This is a genomic window from Butyrivibrio sp. XPD2002, from assembly GCF_000423945.1.
GTDB lineage: Bacteria > Bacillota > Clostridia > Lachnospirales > Lachnospiraceae > Butyrivibrio.
Genome location: NZ_AUIY01000027.1, coordinates 23,835 through 46,800, shown reverse-complemented (window position 1 = coordinate 46,800; position 22,966 = coordinate 23,835). Strand labels below are relative to the sequence as shown.

The 22,966-nt window shown below is 36.5% G+C and carries 20 protein-coding genes and 1 tRNA gene; 14 read left to right on the top strand and 7 right to left on the bottom strand.

What is annotated here, in order from left to right:
- Window positions 1-91: 91 nt before the first annotated feature.
- The 7 genes from G587_RS0113580 to dnaA all read right to left on the bottom strand — a co-directional run bounded on the left by G587_RS0113580 (window position 92) and on the right by dnaA (window position 10,325).
- The gene (locus tag G587_RS0113580) at window positions 92-1,540 is read right to left on the bottom strand and encodes a GGDEF domain-containing protein (protein ID WP_026492703.1); all 1,449 of its coding nucleotides are present in this window, start codon (window positions 1,538-1,540) and stop codon (window positions 92-94) included.
- A gap of 5 nt (window positions 1,541-1,545) precedes the next feature.
- Window positions 1,546-4,083: a DNA gyrase subunit A gene (gyrA, locus tag G587_RS22815; RefSeq protein WP_242830087.1), complete on the bottom strand. Its 2,538-nt coding sequence runs from the start codon at window positions 4,081-4,083 to the stop codon at window positions 1,546-1,548.
- Between the two features lie 166 nt (window positions 4,084-4,249).
- Complete coding sequence (gene gyrB, locus G587_RS0113570) at window positions 4,250-6,187, bottom strand: DNA topoisomerase (ATP-hydrolyzing) subunit B (RefSeq protein ID WP_026492702.1); 1,938 nt, start codon at window positions 6,185-6,187, stop codon at window positions 4,250-4,252.
- A 10-nt stretch (window positions 6,188-6,197) separates the two neighbouring features.
- The gene (gene recF / locus G587_RS0113565) at window positions 6,198-7,298 is read right to left on the bottom strand and encodes a DNA replication/repair protein RecF (RefSeq protein WP_026492701.1); all 1,101 of its coding nucleotides are present in this window, start codon (window positions 7,296-7,298) and stop codon (window positions 6,198-6,200) included.
- Window positions 7,295-7,516, bottom strand: coding sequence for an RNA-binding S4 domain-containing protein (locus G587_RS0113560; RefSeq protein ID WP_026492700.1), 222 nt, complete (start codon window positions 7,514-7,516; stop codon window positions 7,295-7,297). Before G587_RS0113560 ends, recF begins: the two co-directional genes overlap by 4 nt.
- 4 nt (window positions 7,517-7,520) lie before the next feature.
- On the bottom strand, window positions 7,521-8,630 hold the full coding sequence (dnaN, locus tag G587_RS0113555) for a DNA polymerase III subunit beta (protein ID WP_026492699.1): 1,110 nt from the start codon (window positions 8,628-8,630) through the stop codon (window positions 7,521-7,523).
- Between the two features lie 303 nt (window positions 8,631-8,933).
- Window positions 8,934-10,325: a chromosomal replication initiator protein DnaA gene (gene dnaA, locus G587_RS0113550; protein ID WP_026492698.1), complete on the bottom strand. Its 1,392-nt coding sequence runs from the start codon at window positions 10,323-10,325 to the stop codon at window positions 8,934-8,936.
- A 486-nt stretch (window positions 10,326-10,811) separates the two neighbouring features.
- Between dnaA and rpmH the strand changes: the two genes are divergently transcribed.
- The 14 genes from rpmH to G587_RS0113485 all read left to right on the top strand — a co-directional run bounded on the left by rpmH (window position 10,812) and on the right by G587_RS0113485 (window position 22,879).
- Window positions 10,812-10,946 carry a 50S ribosomal protein L34 gene (rpmH, locus tag G587_RS0113545; RefSeq protein ID WP_022761795.1) on the top strand — a complete coding sequence of 45 codons (135 nt, stop codon included), beginning with the start codon at window positions 10,812-10,814 and terminating at the stop codon, window positions 10,944-10,946.
- A gap of 85 nt (window positions 10,947-11,031) precedes the next feature.
- Complete coding sequence (gene rnpA / locus G587_RS22810; RefSeq protein WP_051201041.1) at window positions 11,032-11,409, top strand: ribonuclease P protein component; 378 nt, start codon at window positions 11,032-11,034, stop codon at window positions 11,407-11,409.
- Complete coding sequence (gene yidD, locus G587_RS25165) at window positions 11,381-11,590, top strand: membrane protein insertion efficiency factor YidD (protein ID WP_081679456.1); 210 nt, start codon at window positions 11,381-11,383, stop codon at window positions 11,588-11,590. Before rnpA ends, yidD begins: the two co-directional genes overlap by 29 nt.
- 17 nt (window positions 11,591-11,607) lie before the next feature.
- Window positions 11,608-12,900: a YidC/Oxa1 family membrane protein insertase gene (locus G587_RS0113535; RefSeq protein WP_026492697.1), complete on the top strand. Its 1,293-nt coding sequence runs from the start codon at window positions 11,608-11,610 to the stop codon at window positions 12,898-12,900.
- A 14-nt stretch (window positions 12,901-12,914) separates the two neighbouring features.
- Window positions 12,915-13,730, top strand: coding sequence for an RNA-binding cell elongation regulator Jag/EloR (gene jag / locus G587_RS0113530; RefSeq protein ID WP_026492696.1), 816 nt, complete (start codon window positions 12,915-12,917; stop codon window positions 13,728-13,730).
- Between the two features lie 84 nt (window positions 13,731-13,814).
- Complete coding sequence (gene mnmE / locus G587_RS0113525; RefSeq protein ID WP_035786744.1) at window positions 13,815-15,212, top strand: tRNA uridine-5-carboxymethylaminomethyl(34) synthesis GTPase MnmE; 1,398 nt, start codon at window positions 13,815-13,817, stop codon at window positions 15,210-15,212.
- Between the two features lie 33 nt (window positions 15,213-15,245).
- On the top strand, window positions 15,246-17,168 hold the full coding sequence (gene mnmG, locus G587_RS0113520; protein WP_155829553.1) for a tRNA uridine-5-carboxymethylaminomethyl(34) synthesis enzyme MnmG: 1,923 nt from the start codon (window positions 15,246-15,248) through the stop codon (window positions 17,166-17,168).
- Between the two features lie 108 nt (window positions 17,169-17,276).
- Window positions 17,277-18,014, top strand: coding sequence for a 16S rRNA (guanine(527)-N(7))-methyltransferase RsmG (rsmG, locus tag G587_RS0113515; protein ID WP_026492693.1), 738 nt, complete (start codon window positions 17,277-17,279; stop codon window positions 18,012-18,014).
- 230 nt (window positions 18,015-18,244) lie between these two features.
- Window positions 18,245-19,009 (top strand): ParA family protein, encoded by a 765-nt coding sequence (locus G587_RS0113510; RefSeq protein ID WP_026492692.1) that lies wholly within the window; start codon window positions 18,245-18,247, stop codon window positions 19,007-19,009.
- Window positions 19,010-19,036: 27 nt separating this feature from the next.
- Entirely contained in the window at window positions 19,037-19,927 is an 891-nt protein-coding gene (locus tag G587_RS0113505) for a ParB/RepB/Spo0J family partition protein (RefSeq protein WP_026492691.1), read from the top strand.
- A 24-nt stretch (window positions 19,928-19,951) separates the two neighbouring features.
- Window positions 19,952-20,464 (top strand): DUF4446 family protein, encoded by a 513-nt coding sequence (locus G587_RS0113500; protein ID WP_026492690.1) that lies wholly within the window; start codon window positions 19,952-19,954, stop codon window positions 20,462-20,464.
- A 48-nt stretch (window positions 20,465-20,512) separates the two neighbouring features.
- The gene (serS, locus tag G587_RS0113495; protein WP_026492689.1) at window positions 20,513-21,799 is read left to right on the top strand and encodes a serine--tRNA ligase; all 1,287 of its coding nucleotides are present in this window, start codon (window positions 20,513-20,515) and stop codon (window positions 21,797-21,799) included.
- 52 nt (window positions 21,800-21,851) lie between these two features.
- Window positions 21,852-22,736 carry a DUF3881 family protein gene (locus G587_RS0113490; RefSeq protein ID WP_026492688.1) on the top strand — a complete coding sequence of 295 codons (885 nt, stop codon included), beginning with the start codon at window positions 21,852-21,854 and terminating at the stop codon, window positions 22,734-22,736.
- A 69-nt stretch (window positions 22,737-22,805) separates the two neighbouring features.
- Window positions 22,806-22,879, top strand: a tRNA-Arg gene (locus G587_RS0113485).
- Window positions 22,880-22,966: the final 87 nt, after the last annotated feature.

Here is a 22,966-nt window from a genome sequence, read left to right as displayed (position 1 = left end):
TTACTATCCTCTAAATTAAATGCTAATGATACTAGTTAAGCACATTGTATCTTCTTTTATTGTTTTTAACAACTTAATAAATTATAAACTATTAACCAAGAGTTTCCATTCTTCGCATATTTTTGAGATTATCATCTGTTTCCTTGAGCATTTCTCTAAGTGACAGACTCTCCTCATAATCAAATTCGCAGATAGAATAGATCAAGTGATTAAGATACTTTGTATTCTCCATGAGAAGCTTATTGTTCTGACGGGCCATCTCAATTCTGAGTTCCTCAGCCTTATCCTCTTCGTCTGTAACCTCTATTACAGCAAATTCGTCACCACGTATTCTTCCGCAGACACTCTTTTTACCAAATACTTCTTCAAGAATATCAGCTACTCTCTTTACAGCGTGGTCGCCCTCGTCATGGCCATGAATAGCATTAATGTTTTTTAATGAATCCATGTCTATATATGCAACTACAGCATATTTTCCTTCCTTGAAGTCCTTTTTAAGAAGATCGTATGCCTTTGTGAAAAATCCTCTTCTGTTAGGAAGATTGGTAAGATAATCCTTATCTCCAATATGATCAAGAACAGATCCGTCTCTTGCAATCTCCTCCTGGCACTGAGTAAGCTCTTCCTCAGCATCAATAAGACGTTTTCTTAAAAAATTCATTCTTATTCCGCTAAGAACAATGCTTGTAATAAGGTCATCAAAGGTTCCTGTTCTTACACTGTCTTCAAATCCGATGATAAAAAGACCATACTGCTCCTCACCTCTGAAAACATTTCTTATAATTTTTGTACCCTTGATTTTGGAAAGGTCAAAAATATCAGAGGTTTCCATATCTGTCTTCTTATCAAATTTATCAGCTTTTCCGTCATGAATGGTAATTATACGCTTACTGTATTTAGGTACCTTCCAGCCCTTTTTCATTGAACATATCTGAGGACTTTCAAGAAGAAATACTTCAAAATTCTTAAATCCGGCCTGAGCTATTTTTTTGAATATGAGATCATAGTTATCCTCCTCATAATTGCACTGAGAAGAAAGCTTTGCCAAAGCTGATGTTCTGCTATTTACACTAATAACATCTTCAGCTGTAAACTCTTTTATACTCTTTCTCTTTGCCTTTACCTTGTTATCAGATACCTTTGACAGAATCTGCTCAATAGCAAGGAAGCCTATTTCAAAATAGGGTGTGTCCTTTTTATATTCGACCTTTTCAAAGCCTTCAAGCTCTGTAACTGTAAGGAGGGGCTTTTTTCCAAACTGCTTAAGGAAGCCTTCTTTTTTCAGTATCGGCGCACTATTTCCAATGCGCTCTATATCCACAATAAGTCCGTCAAAGCCGGCCTCATAGATATAATCAAATACTGCCTGATACTGATATTCATAGGGATTATCATCACTGAAGTTTTTATCAGTGATGATATATTTTCCCGGAAAAATGACCAGTTCAACCCCTAGGTCTCTTGCAGCAATGTCTGCTCCAAGACACATATCGCAAACATTTTTATCCTTAAATTCAGAAATTAAAAGCCCAACTCTCATAAGTTTTACTCTTCGTCTGTCTCTTCTTCAATGCCTTCTTCGATATCGTCAGTATCATCATCGTCGAAGTCGTCGGTTATTTCCACACCGTCGTCCTCAGGAATATCTTCCATTGCATCTTCGATGTTTTCGAACTCTTCGTCACCGTTTGAAATCTTCTCACGAACCTTTGCAATGGCAACTACACTGACACCCTTGTCAAGATTTATCATCTTAACACCTGATGTTACTCTGCCATGGATTGTTATTTCTTCCATTCTGAGCTGGATCAGTATTCCGCTGTCTGTGATCATCATGATCTCGTGCTCATCCTTAACAGCCTTGACACCGATTACATTTCCGGTCTTCTCTGTTATCTTGTAGCACTTAACACCCTTACCACCTCTGAGCTGGATATGGAACTCACCAAGCTCTGTTCTCTTTCCAAAGCCTTTTTCAGATACGATAAGAAGCGAATCACCCTGAGAATTAAGCTGCATTCCTACAACTTCATCCTGATCACCGAGCATAATACCTCTTACACCCATTGATGATCTTCCGGTAGGTCTTACATCTGTCTCCTTGAATCTGATACACATACCATTCTTGGTTACAAGGAAAATCTCAGAATCTGCCTTTGTTGTCTTAACCTCGATAAGCTCGTCGTCATCATCAAGATTGATTGCTGTAAGTCCGTTCTTTCTTACATTTGCAAATTCCATTACAGGAGTCTTCTTAACGGTTCCCTTCTTGGTAACCATGAAGAGGTTCTTCTCCTCTGTGTATTCCTTGATTGGAATAGTAGCTGTGATTTTTTCTTCAGGTGAAAGCTGCAGAAGATTTACTACTGCTGTTCCCCTGGATGTTCTTGACGCCTCAGGAATCTGGTAAGCCTTAAGTCTGTAAGCTCTTCCCTTGTTGGTAAAGAACATAATGTAATTGTGTGTTGTGGTCATAAGAAGGTCTTCCACATAATCGTTCTCAATTGTGGATATTCCCTTTATTCCCTTACCTCCGCGGTTCTGTGCACGGAAGTTATCTATGGACATACGCTTGATATAACCAACGTTTGTCATAGCTATAACTGTATTAACATTGGGAATCATGTCCTCAATGTTTATGTCAGAATCATCATGTCCTATCTGAGTCTTACGATCATCGCCGTATTTATCAGATATCTCTGTGATTTCTTTTCTGATTACTCCAAGAAGTACCTTCTTGTCAGAAAGGATGAGCTTCAACTCTTCAATTCTCTTTAAGAGTTCAGCATGCTCCTGCTCAAGCTTGTCTCTCTCCAAACCTGTGAGAGTACGAAGACGCATGTCTACGATAGCCTGTGCCTGAGCATCTGATAATCCGAATCTCTCCATCAACTGTTCTTTTGCTATCTGAACAGTTTTACTTCCACGGATTATCTTTATAACTTCATCGATGTTATCAAGAGCTATGAGCAATCCCTCAACAATGTGATTTCTCTCTTCAGCCTTGTTGAGATCGTACTGTGTTCTTCTTGTTACTACCTCTTCCTGGTGGACGATGTAGTGGTGAAGCATATCAACAAGTCCAAGAATCTTAGGCTCGTTGTTAACAAGAGCCAGCATGATAATACCGAATGAATCCTGGAGCTGTGTGTGCTTGAAGAGACGGTTGAGCATTACATTTGCATTTACATCATGTCTGAGCTCAATAACGATTCTCATACCTTCACGGTCTGATTCATCTCTAAGAGCTGTGATGCCGTCAAGCTTCTTAAGCTTTACATATTCTGCAATCTTGGAAATAAGATTTGCCTTATTAACCAGATAAGGAAGCTCTGTTACGATAATTCTGCTCTTACCGTTAGGCATAGTCTCGATATCTGTTACCGCACGAACTACAACCTTTCCTCTACCTGTTCTGTATGCTTCCTCTGCACCTCTTGTGCCAAGGATGATACCACCTGTAGGGAAATCAGGTGCCTTTACGATGGGTAAAAGCTCCTCAATATCTGTCTCTCTATCTTCATTTACCTTGTTGTCAATCATCTTAACAACAGCAGCAATTACCTCACGAAGGTTGTGAGGCGGAATATTTGTAGCCATTCCGACAGCGATACCTGTTGTACCGTTCACAAGAAGATTAGGAAATCTTGCAGGAAGTACTGCAGGCTCTTTTTCTGTCTCATCAAAGTTAGGTGTGAAATCTACTGTATCCTTGTTGATATCAGCAGTCATTTCCATGGAAATCTTGGTAAGTCTTGCCTCTGTGTATCGCATAGCGGCAGCGCCGTCACCATCCACAGATCCAAAGTTACCGTGTCCGTCAACAAGACAGTATCTCATTGACCAGGGCTGAGCCATGTTAACCAAAGCTCCGTAAATTGAGCTGTCACCATGAGGGTGGAATTTACCCATTGTATCACCTACGATACGAGCACATTTACGGTGCGGCTTATCGGGTCCATTGTTCAGCTCTATCATGGAGTAGAGAATTCTTCTCTGAACAGGCTTAAGTCCGTCTCTGACATCGGGAAGAGCTCTTGAAGCAATTACACTCATGGCATAGTCGATGTAATCAGACTCCATGGTCTTTTGCAGGTCAACTTCCTTAATTCTGTCAGTAGTTACCTGATCAAATACGTCATCAGCTAACTCTTCTCCATTCTGGTTGTTATTGTTGTTATTGTTATCCGCCATTTTTTATCCTATCCGTCAGCTTCGCTGACGCCCTCCAATAATTGAAAGGCTAATATTATATATCCAGATTCTTTACAAATTTTGCGTTCTTCTCAATAAACTCTCTTCTGGGCTCTACCTTGTCACCCATAAGAGTTGTAAATGTTACATCGATATCAGATTCAGCTTCTTCATCGATGTTTACTCTGAGCAGAACTCGTCTGTCAGGATCCATTGTTGTCTCCCAGAGCTGCTCGGGATCCATCTCTCCAAGTCCCTTATATCGCTGAATCTTGTTATTCTGATCACGACCTACGTCGTTAAGAATCTTATTTAACTCATCATCACTGTATGCATACCATATCTTTTTGTTCTTCTCCAGCTTATAGAGCGGAGGCTGAGCAAGATATACATGTCCTGTCTTAATGAGCTCAGGCATGAATCTGTAAAGGAATGTGAGCATAAGTGTAGCAATATGAGCACCGTCGACATCGGCATCAGTCATGATAATGATCTTGTTGTAACGAAGCTTTTCGATATCAAAATCATCATGAATTCCTGTACCAAATGCAGTGATCATTGCTTTGATCTCGGCATTACCATATATCTTGTCTATTCTTGCCTTCTCAACGTTTAAGATTTTTCCTCTAAGAGGAAGAATAGCCTGAGTCGCACGAGATCTTGCTGTTTTAGCTGATCCACCCGCGGAATCTCCCTCAACTATGAAAATCTCACAGTTCTTGGGATCCTTATCTGAGCAGTCTGCAAGCTTTCCGGGAAGTCCAAGTCCATCCAGAGCAGACTTTCTTCTTGTAAGGTCTCTTGCCTTTCTTGCAGCATCTCTTGCATGCTGTGCAAGAATAGCTTTTTCAAGTATAACCTTTGCAACCTGAGGATTCTGCTCAAGGAAATATGTAAGTTGCTCAGCAACAACGCTGTTTACAGCACCTCTTGCTTCACTGTTACCAAGCTTCTGCTTTGTCTGTCCTTCGAACTGAGGATCCTCGATCTTAACACTGATGATGGATGTAAGTCCTTCACGGATATCATCACCTGTGAGGTTATCCTCGTTATCCTTAAGCATTTTCTTTTCTCTTGCGTAGTCATTGAAGGTCTTGGTAAGAGCTGCCTTAAAGCCTTCAAGATGAGTTCCGCCTTCAGGAGTATTAATGTTGTTTACGAAAGTATATGTGCTCTCGTTGAAGGAATCGTTGTGCTGAAGTGATACTTCAACCTGAACGTTATTCTTATTTCCTTCAAAGTACATTATCTGATCATAGAGAACTGTCTTACTCTTGTTGAGGTACTGAACAAATTCCTTAATACCGCCTTCGTAGTGGAAGGTCTGCTCTGTAAAGTCAGCGCCTTCTTCAACTCTGTAATCTCTAAGCGTGATTTTAAGACCTTTTGTAAGAAAGGCCATCTCACGAAGTCTCTGCTTTAATACGTTGTAATCGAATATAGTTGTCTCTTTGAAAATAAGAGCATCAGGCTTAAATGATACCTTTGTTCCAGAAGTTACAACATCTGTTGTTCCAACTTCCTTAAGAGGATAGCAAACCTTTCCTCTCTCGTATCTCTGCTGGTAAATTTTTCCTTCACGAACAACCTGAACCTCAAGCCATTCTGAAAGAGCATTAACTACTGATGCACCAACGCCGTGAAGACCACCGGATACCTTGTATCCTCCACCACCGAACTTGCCACCTGCGTGAAGAATAGTAAATACTACTTCTACACCGGTAAGTCCTGATTTGTGGTTAACGTCTACAGGAATTCCACGGCCGTTATCCATAACGGTTATGGTGTTGTCAGCATTGATATTAACTTCAATGTGATCGCAGAATCCGGCAAGTGCCTCATCTACTGAATTGTCTACTATCTCATATACAAGATGATGAAGTCCTCTTGCAGCAGTAGTTCCAATGTACATACCAGGTCTCTTACGAACTGCCTCAAGTCCTTCAAGAATCTGTATTTGGTCCGCGCCATACTTATTTTCTTCGTTACTCATTCTTATCCTCTTATTCTTCAGGTATACTTCCGTTAACTACTCTGAATACTTTGTTTATTTCAAAACGATTATTAACAAATTCATCCAAACCGGTACAGGTAATGATTGTCTGAATATCACCTATGGTATTTAACAGGTAATTCTGTCTGTTACTGTCAAGCTCTGACAATACATCATCAAGTAAAAGAACCGGATTTTCTTTTTTGGATTTTTTTACAATCTCAATTTCCGAAAGCTTAAGTGAAAGTGAAGCAGTTCTCTGTTGTCCCTGAGAACCATATTTCCTGATATCTATCTCTTCAGGCATATTTTCAGTAGTGACATTAAATGAAAAATCATCCTTATGAGGTCCTACCGTTGTCTGCTTAAGATATATGTCCTTCTGCCTGGAATTTCTGAGCTTACTTTCGAATTCCGCAGCAGTTATATTGGGCTCATAATATATCTTTAATTTTTCTCTTCCACCTGTGAGTTTATGATGAATAGGATCTACAATATCACATAAATCCCTTATGAACTTTTCTCTGGATCTTATAATTACTGATCCGTATTCCAAAAGTTGCTTATCCTGAACATCCAAAAGAACACTGTTTTCAGGATGTTCAAACATATCCTTTAATACCTTATTTCTCTCAGTGATCAGCTTATTGTATTTCGCAAGGTTCTCTAAATAAATTTGATCCAGCTGACAAAGCTCCATATCCATGAATCTTCGTCTTTCCGCCGGACCGTCCTTTATAATACTAAGATCTTCCGGAGAAAAAAATACAACATTGCATCTTCCCACAAGGTCAGATGCTTTTCTTATTTTTTGTCCGTCAATTGCTATTCCTTTGGATTTGCTTTTTCTAAGGTGCATGTCTACGCGATATTCTGCACCATCTCTCTCGATAATTGTTCTGATATGTCCCTCTTCTTTACCAAAGGATATAATTTCTTTGTCCTTACTACCTTTGTGGGACTTTGTTGTAGCAGCAAGATAAATAGCCTCGAGAATGTTAGTCTTTCCCTGGGCATTGTCACCGTAAAGAATGTTGGTTCCACTGCTGAATTCTATTTTTAAATTTTCGTAGTTTCTAAAATCTGCTAACTCTAATGATTTTATTATCATTTTATTATTTGTACCTGAACGCCTTCGTATTCGATAGTGTCTCCACTGTAAAGTTTTCTGCCTCTTCTGGTTTCAACTTCACCATTAACCTTAACAAGACCTTCCTGAATATCCATTTTGGCGTCAACGCCGGATTCCTCAAGGCCGGCCTTTTTCATGGCCTGCCCTAATTTAATGAATTCGTCGCTTTCTCTTAAATTAACCTTTATTGTTTCCATTTTTTCAGCTCACTGTTAAAAAATTTATAGGAAGAACAAGATAGATGTAGTTAGAATCCTTGTCCCTTATAAAACAGGGTGCCTTAGGATTAACCATGTAGATATCTATGTTCTCATCGTCAATAGCGCGAAGAGCATCAATGAGGAACTTAGGATTGAATCCGATTATAAGATCCTTACCCTGTTTCTCGATTTCAATCTCTTCATCCATGCTTCCGATTGTGGAATTGATCTTAAGCTCCATCTTATCATCAGTAATTGAGATGATAACGGGCTTCTTATCGCCTTCCTTTACAAGCAGAGTTGCTCTGTCTATACAATCAAGCATCTCTTTTCTTGAAATAGTCATCTTTGTTTCATAATCACTGGAGAGCATCTGATCAATATTGAAGTACTCACCCTCAAGAAGTCTTGAAACAACGATAGTTTTATCAAACTCGAACAATATATGCTTGTCAGTAAAGAAAATTTCAACATTATTCTCAGTACTGTCAGTAATAATCTTACTTATATCCGAAAGAGTTTTTCCGGGAACTACTACCTTTTTGGAATCATAAGAATTTTGAAGCTTTACTTTACGAATAGATATACGATGACCATCAAGGGATACAAGCTTAAGTGTATCCTGATTAATCTCGAAAAGCTCACCACTCATCATCTTATTGGCATCATTCTCAGCGATAGAGAAGATAGTCTGCTGGATAATGTTTTTAAGAGTGAACTGAGATACAGTTATACCATCTATTCTTTCAATATTGGGAAGATATGTAAAATCATCTGCATTTCTTCCTACAATACCAAACTTAGCTTTTTCACAGCTGATAGTAACCTTACCGTTTGAATCGGATTCAATAGTTACATCATTATCAGGAAGCTTTCTTATAATGTCAAAGAAGATCTTTGCATCGATAGCAATATATCCTCTCTCTAAAATATTACCGTCTACCTCGGTCTGTATTCCGAGTTCCATATCATTAGCGATAAATTTGATGACTGTTTCTGTAGCATCTATAAGAATGCATTCCAATATAGACATTGTAGTCTTATTAGGAACTGCCTTTGAAACAATCTGTAGTCCGGTAATAAGATTCGATTTTGAACAAACAAACTTCATGGGTTAAGAACTCCCTCCAACTAGAAAGTGATTATGCACAAAACACTATATATAAATTAATTAATAATATTTAGTATTATAATTAGTAATAGGTGTTGATATGTGGAAATCCTTATCTATTATACAATTTATCTGCCTTATTTACAAATTTTTAATAGTTGATAAATAAAAATTTAATGTTGAAAAGCTAAATGTTCTCCACAGGGCAAATTTTGCGATATAAGGCTATAAAAAAGTTTTCCACTCTTATCCCCAGTTTATAAACAATTTATAAAGTATTTATAAACTGAGTTATCCACTTTATCACGCAGAAGGGTTTAGCTTCTTATTAATAATGTCGAGATTCTTTTTGAGCTCATCATCAATAGCAAGAAGATCCTTTATCTTGGTTACGCCACTCATTACAGTAGTGTGATCCTTTTTACCAAGTGCCTTACCTATTTCTTCAAGAGGCATATCTGTAAGCTCCCTTGCAAGGTACATAACGATCTGTCTGGGAAGGACAATTTCCTTATTTCTCTTCTTGGAAGTAATGTCTTCCTGTCTTACTCCATACTGCTCACAAACTGTACTTATAATAAGAGAGATTGTAATAACCTTTGAAACATCGGGATAAATGATATCCTTTAATGCTTCCTTGGCATTATCTAAAGTAATTTCTACCTTATTTAAACGTGAGAATGCGATTATCTTGTTGTAAGCACCTTCAAGCTCACGGATGTTTGACTTGATATTGGTAGCAATGTACTCAAATATCTCATCATCGATGTGCTTTGAATAGCTCTCAGCGTTTTTCTTAAGGATTGCCATTCTGGTCTCATAGTCAGGAGCCTGGATATCTGAGATAAGTCCCATCTCGAATCTTGAACGGAATCTCTCTTCAAGGGTCTCCATTTCCTTCGGAGGCTTATCAGATGAAATAATGATCTGTTTTCCTGACTGGTGAAGTACGTTGAAGGTGTGGAAAAACTCTTCCTGAGTACTTTCCTTGCCTATAATAAACTGAACATCATCTACCATAAGTACATCAACTGTACGGTATTTATCACGAAGACGACTCATGGCCTCGGCTTTACCACTTCTGATAGACTCGATAACTTCGTTGGTAAACTGCTCAGATGTAACATATAAAACCTTAAAGCCTGGATTGTTCTCTATTATGAAATGTCCAATAGCATGCATGAGGTGAGTCTTACCAAGTCCGGGGCCTCCATATAAGAAGAGGGGATTGTAAGCTTCTCCCGGTGATTCTGCAACTGCTAATGAAGCGTTGTATGCAAAACGGTTATTTCCACCTACTACATATGTATCAAAAACGTATTTAGGATTCAGGTTAGAAAACTCATAGTTATTCTGATTAGATTTAGGTTTATCTGACTCATTTGAATGAGTTTCTTCTTTATTAATAAATGCATCTTTTTCTAAAAGGAATTCGACCTCAATTTCCTCATCCAAAAATTCAGATAAAGTAACCTTAAAGAATTTCTGATATTTCCTCTCTATATAATTGAGAGCGTTTGTATCATCAAAGGGAATTAAAACGATAACAGAACCGTTTTCATATTTATAAAAAGAAAGAGGTTTGATCCACGTATCGAAGGAGATAGTGGTCATACCTAGCTCTACTCGTATTTCTTCCTTTAAATTATCAAAGTTCTCTGTAAGTTTTTGTGTTATTTCTGTAGCCTTTTCCATATATTTCTCCCATTGCAAATTTAAGATTTATTTTATCTTATGGATAACTAAATATCAAACGGAGGGAAATTGTGGATAACTTTTAAAAAAAAATATTTTAAAATCACATTGTAATAACAACAGGTGGAAAAGTGGAAAAAAAGGATAGAGATATTCACCGTCTGGAAGCCGCATAAATACTGGATTCTATATTTTAACTTTATAAAAACTTTAAATGTTTTCCACATTATATCCACATTTTGTGGATAAAAATTCTAAATTTACAGATAATAACAAGTTATCCACAAAATCAACATTTAGATGTGGATAACTTGTTGAAATACAAAATGTAGACAATATTTTTTCAAAATATTTTCCACAGTTATCCACAATTTTTTTTTAACTTGACGGAAATGCTTAATTTTATTATAATAACAACGATTTTTTCTGATTCAGACAATTATATTATTTGCTAAATAGATTTTAAAAAGGAGGTGTATTTCGACTATGAAGAGAACTTATCAGCCGCATAAGCTTCAGAGAGCTCGTGTTCACGGCTTTAGAGCAAGAATGGCAACTAAGGGAGGCAGAAAGGTACTTGCTGCCAGAAGACTTAAGGGTAGAAAAAAGATATCTGCATAATAAGGACCACAGCATATTGTGGTCTTGTTACGCGAATGTGCATAGATGCATATTCGCGTATTTTCTTATCTTATAGGAAATATAAATGCAAAATACAGAAAGTTTAAGAAAAACAGCTGATTTTAAGATTGTTTATAAAACCGGTAAGGCGTACGCAGATAAAAACATTGTCATTTATGTCAGAGAAAATAATACCGATATAAACAGACTTGGTATTTCAGCAAGCAAAAAAGTAGGGAACAGTGTTGTAAGGCACAGGTTTGCAAGACTTGTTCGAGAAGTTTACCGACTACACGAAAATATATTTAATAGTGGTTTAGATATAGTAGTCGTGGCCAGAAGCCGTGCTAAAGATGCTTCGTATTTTGATATTGAGAAGTCATTTTTATATCTGGCCGGGAAGTCTCATCTAAGGAAAAATGATGAGGTGAAATATGAAGAGAGTACTGATATTCCTGATTAAGTTATATCAAAAGTATGTTTCTCCCTTAAAGAGAACAAAATGTCCGTATATACCGACTTGTTCGCAATACGGATTAGAAGCAATAGAAAAACACGGTGCATTAAAAGGTAGTTTACTTGCTGCATGGAGAATTCTAAGATGTAATCCATTTTCCAGCGGTGGTTACGATCCTGTACCGTAAGTATTGGAGGATAGGTTTTGAATATTGTTACGTTGACACAATATCAGGGAAAAATTGTAGGTCCTATTGCATGGCTCCTTGGTCATATTATGAACTGGATCTTCATTTTCCTCGATAAGATTGGTATTCCCAGTACCGGTCTTGCTATTATTTTATTTACAATAATAATGTACTTTTTACTTATGCCTCTTACCTACAAGCAGCAGAAGTTTTCCAAGCTGCAGGCAAGAATGAACCCTGAGATTCAGGAAATTCAGAAGAAGTACAAGGGTAAGAAGGATAACGAGTCCATGCTTGCACAGCAGGAAGAAATCAAAGCTGTTTATGCTAAGTATGGTGTTTCACAGACAGGTAGCTGCGTTCAGCTTTTAATTCAGCTTCCTATCATGATCGCTCTTTACAGAGTTATCTATTCCATGCCTGCTTATGTTAGCCAGGTAAAGTCAGCTTTTTATCCTCTTGTTACACAGCTTCGTGAGACAGCAGGATCAGCTGAGTTTTTACAGACACTTTCAAGTGCAGGTCAGTATTCAAAGCAGTTTACAAATGAAGCATTCACATCAGGTAATACTACTTATATAGAGAACACATTTATTGATGTTCTTTACAAGGCTTCAACAAAGGATTGGGCTTCACTTACAGAAAAGTTCGGAAGTCTTTCAGATTCAATTGCAAACTCACATGCACTTATTAGTAAGTACAACAACTTCCTTGGTCTTAACATGGGAGATTCACCTTCCTACATGGTTCAGACAGCTTGGGCTAATAAGTCATTTGTTCTTTTTGTAGTTGCACTTATTATTCCTTTCCTTTCATGCTTTACACAGTGGGTTAGCATTAAGCTTATGCCTCAGGCTGCTCCTACATCCAATGATCCTAACGATCAGGCAGCTCAGATGGCTAATTCAATGAAGACTATGAACATGATGATGCCTCTCATGTCACTTTTCTTCACATTTACATTCCCTGCAGGTCTTGGTATTTACTGGATCGCAGGTGCTGTAGTTCGTACAGTTCAGCAGATTGTAATTAACAAGCACATTGACAAGACCGATATTGATGCTGAGATTGAGAAAAATATCGCTAAGTATAACGAAAAGCTTGAGAAGATGAAGTCAACTCCTCAGATGAATCGCTATGCTAATATGAATACCAGAACCATGAATTCTTATTCTTCAACTTTATCTGAAAAAGAGAAGGAAGAGGGTCTCAAGAAGGCAAATAAGGTTTATGAGTCAGGTAAGATCAGAAAAGACAGTCTTCTTGCCAGAGCAAATATGGTAAAAGAGTTTGATCAAAAGAACAACTGATAGGGGATAAGAAAATGGAATATATTGAGATTTCAAAAAAGACTGTAGAAGATTGCATCACAGAAGCATGTGCACAGCTTATGGTTACAAGTGACAATCTTGATTATGAAGTTATTTCTTCCGGTTCAACTGGATTTCTTGGTTTAAATGTTAAGCCTGCTGTTATAAGAGCAAGAGTTAAAGCTGTAAAAGAAGAAGATGAGATAAAGACTTCTCTTGAAGAGCAGGTTGATAACAAGGTTAAAGAAAAAGCAGAGAAGAAGGAAAGCAAAAAGCCTCAGAAAAATGAGGAGAAAAAAGCTGAAGTAAAGAAGAAAGCTTCTGTTGAAACTCCTGAAGTAAAAGAAGAGAAGAAAATTTCTTATGTTTATGATCACGAGTTCATAAACAGTGCAAAGGAATTTTTATCAAATGTATTTGGTTCCATGAACATGAAGGTTGATGTGAGTGCTAAATACAATGAGACAGATAAGGTTCTTGAAATAGAACTTTCAGGTGATGAGATGGGTGTTCTTATTGGTAAGAGAGGACAGACACTTGATTCATTACAGTATCTCATTTCTCTTGTTGTTAACAGAGGATCTGAGGATTACATTCATGTAAAGGTTGATACAGAGAACTACCGTGAAAGAAGAAAAGCTACTCTTGAGAATCTTGCAAAGAACATTGCTTATAAGGTTCGAAAGAACAGACAGTCTTTATCACTGGAGCCTATGAATCCTTATGAAAGAAGAATCATTCATTCAGCGCTTCAGAATGATAAATATGTTACTACTCACAGTGAAGGTGAAGAGCCCTTCCGCCGAGTTGTTGTAACTCTTAAAAAATAAGCAAATATTAAGAGCTGCCATTGATTTTACATAGATTTCAATTGGCAGCTCTAATTTACATTATGTGTTATTGAGGATTGAATAATGTTTTATAAGGAAGATACGATTTGTGCAATAGCAACAGCTATGATTGATGCCGGTATTGGTATCATAAGAGTAAGCGGTGAAAATTCAATTGATATCGTAAGCAAACTTTATATAGATGCCAAAGGTAATTTTTCCTTGAAGGATTATCAGTCCCATACTATTAACTATGGTTTTATTGTTGATGCCAATAAAACTAAAGTTGATGAAGTTATGGTTTCCATTATGAAGGCACCAAGAACTTATACCAGAGAGGATGTTGTTGAAATCAACACTCATGGTGGCCGTGTTGTCATGGAAACAATAATTAACCTTCTTATATCAAATGGCTGCAGACTTGCTGAGCCAGGCGAATTTACCAAAAGAGCTTTTTTAAATGGAAGAATTGATCTGACAAGAGCAGAAGCAGTAATGGATCTTATTAGTGCTCAGAATTCTTTTGCAGTAAAAAATTCTGAACTTCAACTTGATGGAGCACTTTTCAATAAAATAGATTCACTTAGAAAAGAAATTTTATATGAGATGGCATTTATAGAATCTGCCATTGATGATCCTGAGAATTATGATCTCACAGGATATGATGAGAGATTATCAAAAAAGAATTCAGAGTGGCTTACAAAATTAGACTCTCTTATAAATTCCTCTGATGAAGGTGTTATAAGAAAAGATGGAATTAAAACTGTAATTATTGGAAAGCCTAATGCAGGTAAGTCTTCACTTTTAAATAAACTTGCCGGAGAAGAAAAAGCAATTGTTACTGAAATCGAAGGAACAACTAGGGATGTTATTGAAGAGACAATAAGACTCGGTGATTTTGTTCTTAGAGTAATGGACACTGCCGGCATAAGAGATACAGAAGATAAAGTTGAAAAGATTGGTGTTGAAAGAGCAGTTAAATATGCACAGGATGCAGATTTAATTTTATATATAATTGATTCCACTGATAAGACAGTTTCAGAGGATGAGAGAATTAAGGATATAATCAATAAAAAACATGTGATTGTATTACTTAATAAAAATGACATTAGTGACAGTATTAGTATTCTTGAAAATGATATACACAATATATATGGTTCAAGTATACCCGTTATTAAAACCTCAATGGTTGATGAGACCGGAATTGATGAGCTCAAAAAAATAATAACTGATATGTTTTTCAATGGAAGTATCACTCCTAAGGAAGAAATATATATCACTAACTTAAGACATAAGGAAGCTTTGATAAATGCTTTTGACAGTTTAAAAAAAGTTGAGAGTAGTATTATGGATTGTATGTCAGAAGATTTTTATTCAATTGATCTTATGAATGCATATTCATTCCTTGGTGAGATTATCGGACAGGAAGTTGATGAAGATCTGGTTGAAGAGATTTTCTCAAAATTCTGTATGGGAAAATAATTCGTTTAGTAATTTAGTTTTATGGAGCAAAATATGGTAGCAGATATAGTAGATGTAATTGTAATAGGTGGCGGTCATGCCGGATGTGAGGCCGGACTTGCAGCAGCAAGACTTGGCTTAAAGACTATAGTTTTTACTTTAAGTGCAGATAATATTGCATTTATGCCTTGTAACCCTCACATTGGTGGATCCTCAAAAGGACATCTTGTAAGAGAGATTGATGCTTTGGGTGGAGAGATGGGAAGAAATATTGATAAGACCTATCTTCAATCAAAGATGCTTAATAAATCAAAAGGCCCTGCTATCCATTCACTTCGTGCTCAGGCAGACAAGCTTGAGTACTCAAAATCTATGAGACATATTTTGGAAAATCAGGAAAACTTAATTGTAAAGCAGTCAGAGATTTCTGAGATTCTTTTTGAAGATTTAAATAGTAATAATGATAAAGAATTATTAAGTGATGGATATGAGAAGAGAATAAAAGGAATTAAAACTGTTACAGGTCTTATCTATGAAGCAAAGGCAGTTATTCTTTGTACCGGAACATATTTAAAGAGCAGATGCCTTTGCGGTGAGTCAATTTCTTATACTGGACCTAACGGATTACAGCCTTCAAATCTTTTATCAGACTCACTTATAAAAGCCGGAGTTGAACTTAGAAGATTTAAAACAGGAACTCCTGCCAGAATGGATGGAAATACAATCGATTATTCAAAGATGGAAATCCAGACAGGTGATACTCCTGTAATTCCTTTTTCATTTGATACTAATCCTGATGATATTCAGAAGGAGCAGTACAATTGCTGGCTTACATATACAAATGAAAAAACACATGAAATAATACGAAATAACATAGATAGATCACCTATATATGCAGGTATCATTGAAGGTATCGGACCAAGGTATTGTCCTTCAATTGAGGATAAGGTTGTAAAATTCCCTGATAAGATAAGACACCAGGTATTTATCGAACCTGAGGGAAGTCATACTAATGAGATGTATATAGATGGTATGTCCTCTTCAATGCCAGAGGATGTTCAGCTTCAGATGTACAGATCTGTTCCTGGACTTGAGAATTGTGTAATTGTAAAAAACGCTTATGCGATTGAATACGATTGCTTATGCTCTGGTCAGCTTTATCCTACATTAGAGATAAAGAAAATCAGAGGTTTATTTAGTGCCGGTCAGTTTAATGGAAGTAGTGGTTATGAAGAGGCTGCAGCTCAGGGACTTTATGCAGGAATAAATGCCTGCATGCAGATTTTGAAAAAACCTTATTTATCTATCGATAGATCTGAGGGATATATTGGTGTACTTGTAGATGACATTGTTACCAAAGATAATCTTGAGCCATATCGTATGATGACTTCAAGAGCAGAGTACAGATTATTGCTTAGACAGGATAATGCTGATATAAGACTTAGAAAAAAGGGTTACGAAGTAGGACTTATTCCTGAAGATAAATACAAGAAGCTAATCGAAAAAGAAGAGCAGATTAAAGAAGAGACTGAGAGACTTAAGTCTATAAAGGTTGGTGCCGCAAAAAATGTTCAGGCATTTATGGAAGAGCATAACTCACCTATACTTAAGACAGCAGTTTCACTTGCAGAACTTATATGCAGACCTGAACTCAACTATGAGAATATAGCTGATCTTGATCCTGATAGAAAAGAACTTTCCAAGGAAGTAATCGAGCAGGTAGAAATCAATATCAAATATGAAGGTTACATAGAGAGACAGCAGAGACAGGTTGATAAATTTAAGAAGATGGAAAATAAAAAGATCCCTGCTGAAATAGATTATAATGATATTCTTAGTTTAAGACTTGAAGCTCGTGCTAATCTTAAAAAGTTCAGACCTATAAATGTTGGTCAGGCTTCAAGAATAAGTGGAGTAAATCCAGCAGATATTTCTGTGTTACTTGTATATTTAGAAAATTATAATCGTAAAAAATAACTACCACTAATTGTATTAAATGTTTCACGTGAAACACTATATATTGTATTAAAATTTCAACGCTGATTAATCACATATAAATTAGTGTTTTTAGAGGAGAAAATTGAATTGAATAATGATTTTAATTCATTAAAGGAAGACATAAAGTCATTCAATATAGAATTATCTACCAAACAGATTGAACAGCTTGATAAGTATTTCGAATTATTGGTTGATTGGAATAATAAAATGAATCTTACAGCTATAACAGAATTTGATGATGTCTGTAAGCTTCATTTTGTTGATTCAATATCATCTGCAAAATTTTTTGATTTTACTAAAAATGATTTATCTTTAATAGATATTGGAACAGGTGCTGGCTTTCCAGGTATAGTTTTAAAAATTGTTTTTCCTAATTTGCATGTTACTCTATTAGACTCACTTCAAAAAAGAATAAGTTTTCTTGATGAAGTAATATCAGAGCTTGGACTTAATGAAGAAGGTTCTATTAAAACAGTACATGGAAGAGCAGAAGATTTTTCAGATTCAAAGAAGGGTGAGCTTAGAGAAAAATTTGATATAGCAGTATCAAGAGCAGTTGCAAGATTTTCAACTCTTTGTGAATATGATTTACCTTATGTAAAAAAGGGTGGACACTTTATTGCCTATAAAGGTGATAAAGGAATTGAAGAAGTTGATGAAGCAAAAAATGCAATTTTCTTATTAGGAGGGAAGATAAAGTCTGTTGATGAATTCAATCTTCCTAATAGTGATATCAAACGTACTATATGTATAATTGAAAAGGTACAGAATACATCATCTAAGTATCCTCGTAAAGCTGGTGTTCCACAGAAAAAACCATTATAGGTTTTGATTATTAGTTTCACGTGAAACATTGATATATGAAAAATTTATTCTACAAGAAATTGTTTCACGTGAAACATTCAAACCCAATATGTAGTAAAATATCATCGTGAAACATTAATATGATGAATATTGTAGCAAAAATATAAAAAATTATAGCCATAATTGCAAAACTGAAGTACTGAATTTGTGTTATAATTACAAAGTTAAAAATTGAAGAGGGAGAGAAAAGTATGGGAAGAGCAATAGCAATTGCAAACCAAAAAGGTGGAGTAGGTAAGACTACAACATCTATTAACTTATCTGCAACACTTGCAGAAAAAGGTAAAAAGGTACTAGTTATTGATACAGATCCTCAGGGAAATACTACCAGTGGATTTGGTCTTAATAAGAATCAGTTAGAAAATACTATATATGAATTGCTCATAGGTGAATGCGAAGTTAATGACGCATTATATAAAAACGTTGTTGATGGAGTAGATATTATTCCTTCCAATGTTAACCTGGCTGCAGTTGAAATAGAACTGATTGATATGGAAGAAAAAGAATTCATTCTTAAGAAGTCCATAGATACAATAAGACAGAACTATGATTTTATTGTAATCGATTGTCCTCCTTCACTTAGTATGCTTACTATAAATGCTATGACTACAGCTGATACAGTTTTAGTTCCGATTCAGTGTGAGTATTATGCATTGGAAGGATTAAGTCAGTTGGTACATACAGTTAACCTTGTAAAAGAGAGACTGAATAATTCATTGGAGATGGAAGGTGTCATCTTTACAATGTATGATTCAAGAACCAACCTCTCTATGCAGGTAGTTGAGAACGTTAAAGATCATATTTCTGAAAATGTATATAAGACAATAATACCTAGAAACATTCGCTTGGCAGAGGCTCCCAGTTACGGACTTCCGATTAATCTTTATGACACAAGATCAGCAGGTGCTGAAGCATACAGATTATTAGCGGATGAAGTTATCGGAAGAAAATTTTAAATTAAAGTAATAGAAAGAGGTACATATATGGCACCCAAAAATGCTAAACGAGGATTAGGTAAAGGACTTGATGCACTTATAGCTCCTGCTCCTGCTTCATCAAAAGCTGGAAAAGAAGAAAAGATAGAAGAGGGACAGGTAGTAACAGTTAATATTACTAAGGTTGAACCCAATAGAGATCAGCCCAGAAAAACATTTGATGAAGATAAGCTTATAGAGTTATCAGATTCAATAAAGCAGCATGGAATTATAAATCCTCTTATTGTTCAGGATAGAAAAGATCATTATGAGATCATCGGTGGTGAGAGAAGATGGCGCGCTGCTAAAAAGGCAGGACTTAAGGAAGTACCTGTTATAATCAAAAATCTTACTGAAGAAGAGATAGCAGAGTATGCGCTCATTGATAACATTCAAAGAGATGATCTTAATCCGATAGATGAAGCTCTTGCTTTCAAAAAGCTTATCGATGATTTCGGGTATACCCAGGATGTTGTAGCAGAGAAGGTTTCTAAGAGCCGAGTTGCTATTACTAATTCACTCAGACTTCTTAAGCTCTGTGAAGAAGTTCGTCAGATGGTAATTGATGGTAAGCTTTCCACCGGACATGCCAGAGCACTTATCTCAATAGAGGATAAAGAAAAGCAGATCCAGATTGCGGAGCAGGTTTTCGATTTAAAGATGAATGTTCGTGATACTGAGAAGCTTGTAAAGAATCTGGATAAACCGAAGAAGAATAAAAAGAAATTAGAAATTAATCCAAGTGTTGAATCAGCCTATAGAGAACTTGAAGATAAATGTACTCAGGCAACCGGAACTAAGGTATCTATTTCAACTAAGAGTGATGGAGTTGGAAAAATAGAAATTGAGTTCTATAGTACAGATGATCTTGAAAAAATCACTGAGAGATTATATAGGTAATAAATTATATTTAGGAGATAAGGTATGAACAGTAATTTATTTGACCAGCTTGGATTGAACTTGGATATTGCCTACATTTTTATAGGATTTGCAGTACTTATTATTATTTTATTTATTATAATTATTAGTCAGAATAAAAAGATAAAAAGTATTACGGAACAGATATCAAGATTCATGAAGGGTAGAGATGCAGCTTCCCTTGAAGAAGAAATTGTTGCTTTATTTGAGGATAATCAGATTATCAAAAAAGCGACTGAAAATAATCAAAAAGACATAGATGATTTATACAACAGACTTGCTTCATGTTTCCAGAAGGTTGGCATAATAAAATATGATGCCTTCAATCAGATGGGAGGACAGCTCAGTTATTCAATAGCACTCCTTGATGAGGACAACAATGGATTTTTATTAAACTCAGTTCACAGTACTGACGGATGCTATTCCTACTCAAAAGAGATACGCCATGGAAAATGCAAACTTGAACTTGGCGATGAAGAGCAGATGGCATTGAATGAAGCAATGGATTATAAGAACTAACAAATTATATTTCACAAAAGTGAAATAAGAAATAAAGGGGAAAAGAAAATGATAGATATTAAATTCTTAAGAGAGAATCCTGAAGTAGTAAAGGAAAATATCAAAAAGAAATTTCAGGATGAAAAACTCCCGCTGGTTGATGAAGTAATCGAACTTGATAATGAGAGAAGAAAAAATCAGCAGGAAGCTGATGAGCTTCGTGCCCACAAAAATAAGATATCAAAAGAAATTGGTGCTTTAATGGCACAGGGTAAAAAGGAAGAAGCAGAAGAGAGAAAAGCAGAAGTTGCAGCTAATGCAAAGAGACTTGCTGAGCTCGAGGAAAACCAGAAGGTAGTTGATGAGAAAGTCATGAAGATCATGATGGTTATCCCTCAGATTATTGATGATACAGTTCCGATCGGAAAAGATGATTCAGAGAACGTAGAGATTCAGAAATATGGTGAGCCCGTTGTTCCTGATTTTGAAATTCCCTATCACACAGACATCATGGAGAGATTCAACGGAATAGATTTTGATGCAGCAAGAAGAGTTGCAGGAAATGGATTCTATTATCTCATGGGTGACATCGCAAGACTTCACTCAGCTGTTATTTCTTATGCAAGAGATTTCATGATCGACAGAGGCTTCACATATTGCATTCCTCCTTTCATGATTCATGGTAATGTCGTTGAAGGTGTTATGAGTTTTCCTGAGATGGAAGCTATGATGTATAAGATTGAAGGTGAGGACCTTTACCTCATCGGAACAAGTGAGCATTCAATGATCGGTAAGTTCAAGGAGCAGATCATTGAAGAAGAGGAGCTTCCTCAGACACTTACAAGCTATTCACCCTGCTTCAGAAAGGAGAAGGGTGCTCACGGAATTGAGGAGCGTGGTGTTTACAGAATTCACCAGTTTGAGAAACAGGAGATGATCGTTGTATGTAAGCCCGAAGAATCCAAGATGTGGTATGACAAGCTTTGGCAGAACACAGTAGATCTTTTCAGATCTATGGATATTCCGGTTCGTACACTTGAGTGCTGCTCTGGAGATCTTGCAGATCTTAAGTGCAAGTCATGCGACGTAGAAGCATGGTCACCCAGACAGCAGAAATACTTCGAGGTAGGAAGCTGCTCTAACCTTGGTGATGCTCAGGCAAGAAGACTTAAGATCAGAATCAAAGGTAAGGATGGCAACTATCTTGCTCATACACTTAACAACACAGTTGTTGCTCCGCCTCGTATGCTTATCGCATTCCTTGAGAACAACCTTAACGAAGATGGATCAGTTAACATTCCTGTTGCTCTCAGACCTTACATGGGCAACAAGGAAAAAATGATTCCTGTAAAGTAATTATTTAAAAATACAAAATGCAAAAATATAAATTAGAGAGGAGGTGAAATCCATGCACAATTATTTAAGAGCAATAGGCTTCGAAAACTTCAAAAGCAGAGAAGACATTCAGCAGCTGATTGCCATGACAGTTCAACAGGCTGATACAAGATCCTATGTTACTAAGGATGGTGAAAAGCTTATAGGAGAATTCTGCAAGGATTTCACTGACCGTATAGGAATCTGTGTCTGCGGTGAATTCAATGAGAACGATAAATTCTTATATGATTATTATTACCCCTACATCAGAGGAACCAATGTTACTACCGAAGAGGATATCACAGTCTCAAGGCATTCTTCTAAGGAATCCTATGCCGGAGTGTGTGATGACCTTCGTGTAGGTGTAACAATAATTTTCTATCTGCAGAACATGATTCCATATATCAAGATCCAGAATGAAAACAGATTCCCAATCAAAGGAACCTCACTTACATTATCCGCCCTTTCACTTAAGGGAACGATAATGATGCCAATTGCAAAAACAGATAGCGATAAAAATTTTGCAAGAAAAAGAATCCGTGAAAGAGAAAAGCTCATGCACAAAGCAAGAAAAGGTGATGAGTCAGCAATGGAATCTCTTTCAATAGAGGATATGGATACATATAGTGCAATCTCAAAGCAGATAAAAACCACAGATATTTATACAATTGTGGATAACTACTTTATGCCCTTCGGTGTGGAGTGCGATCAGTATTCAGTTATGGGAGAAATCATGGAATGCCATGAGGAGACTAACAGTCTCACAGGACAGACTCTGGAGATAATGACCATCAACTGTAACGAGCTTATCTTTGATGTATGTATAAATAAAAAGGATCTGCTCGGTGAACCTGTTCCCGGAAGAAGATTTAAGGGAACAATCTGGATGCAGGGATATGTAAATTATCCGGAAAATTAAATGAAAATAGGAGAAGTATTGAACTTGTACTTCTCCTATGATAAGATATTTTGGTGTTGTAAAACAGTTGTTCTCGTAGCTCAGCTGGATAGAGCGTCCGCCTCCTAAGCGGAAGGTCGTGTGTTCGAATCACATCGGGAACGTTCAACCTAGCCGGCAGTATAGATCTGCCGACCAAAACGCATAAGGTCGTGTGTTTGAATCACATCGGGAACGTTCATTTTTCGAAG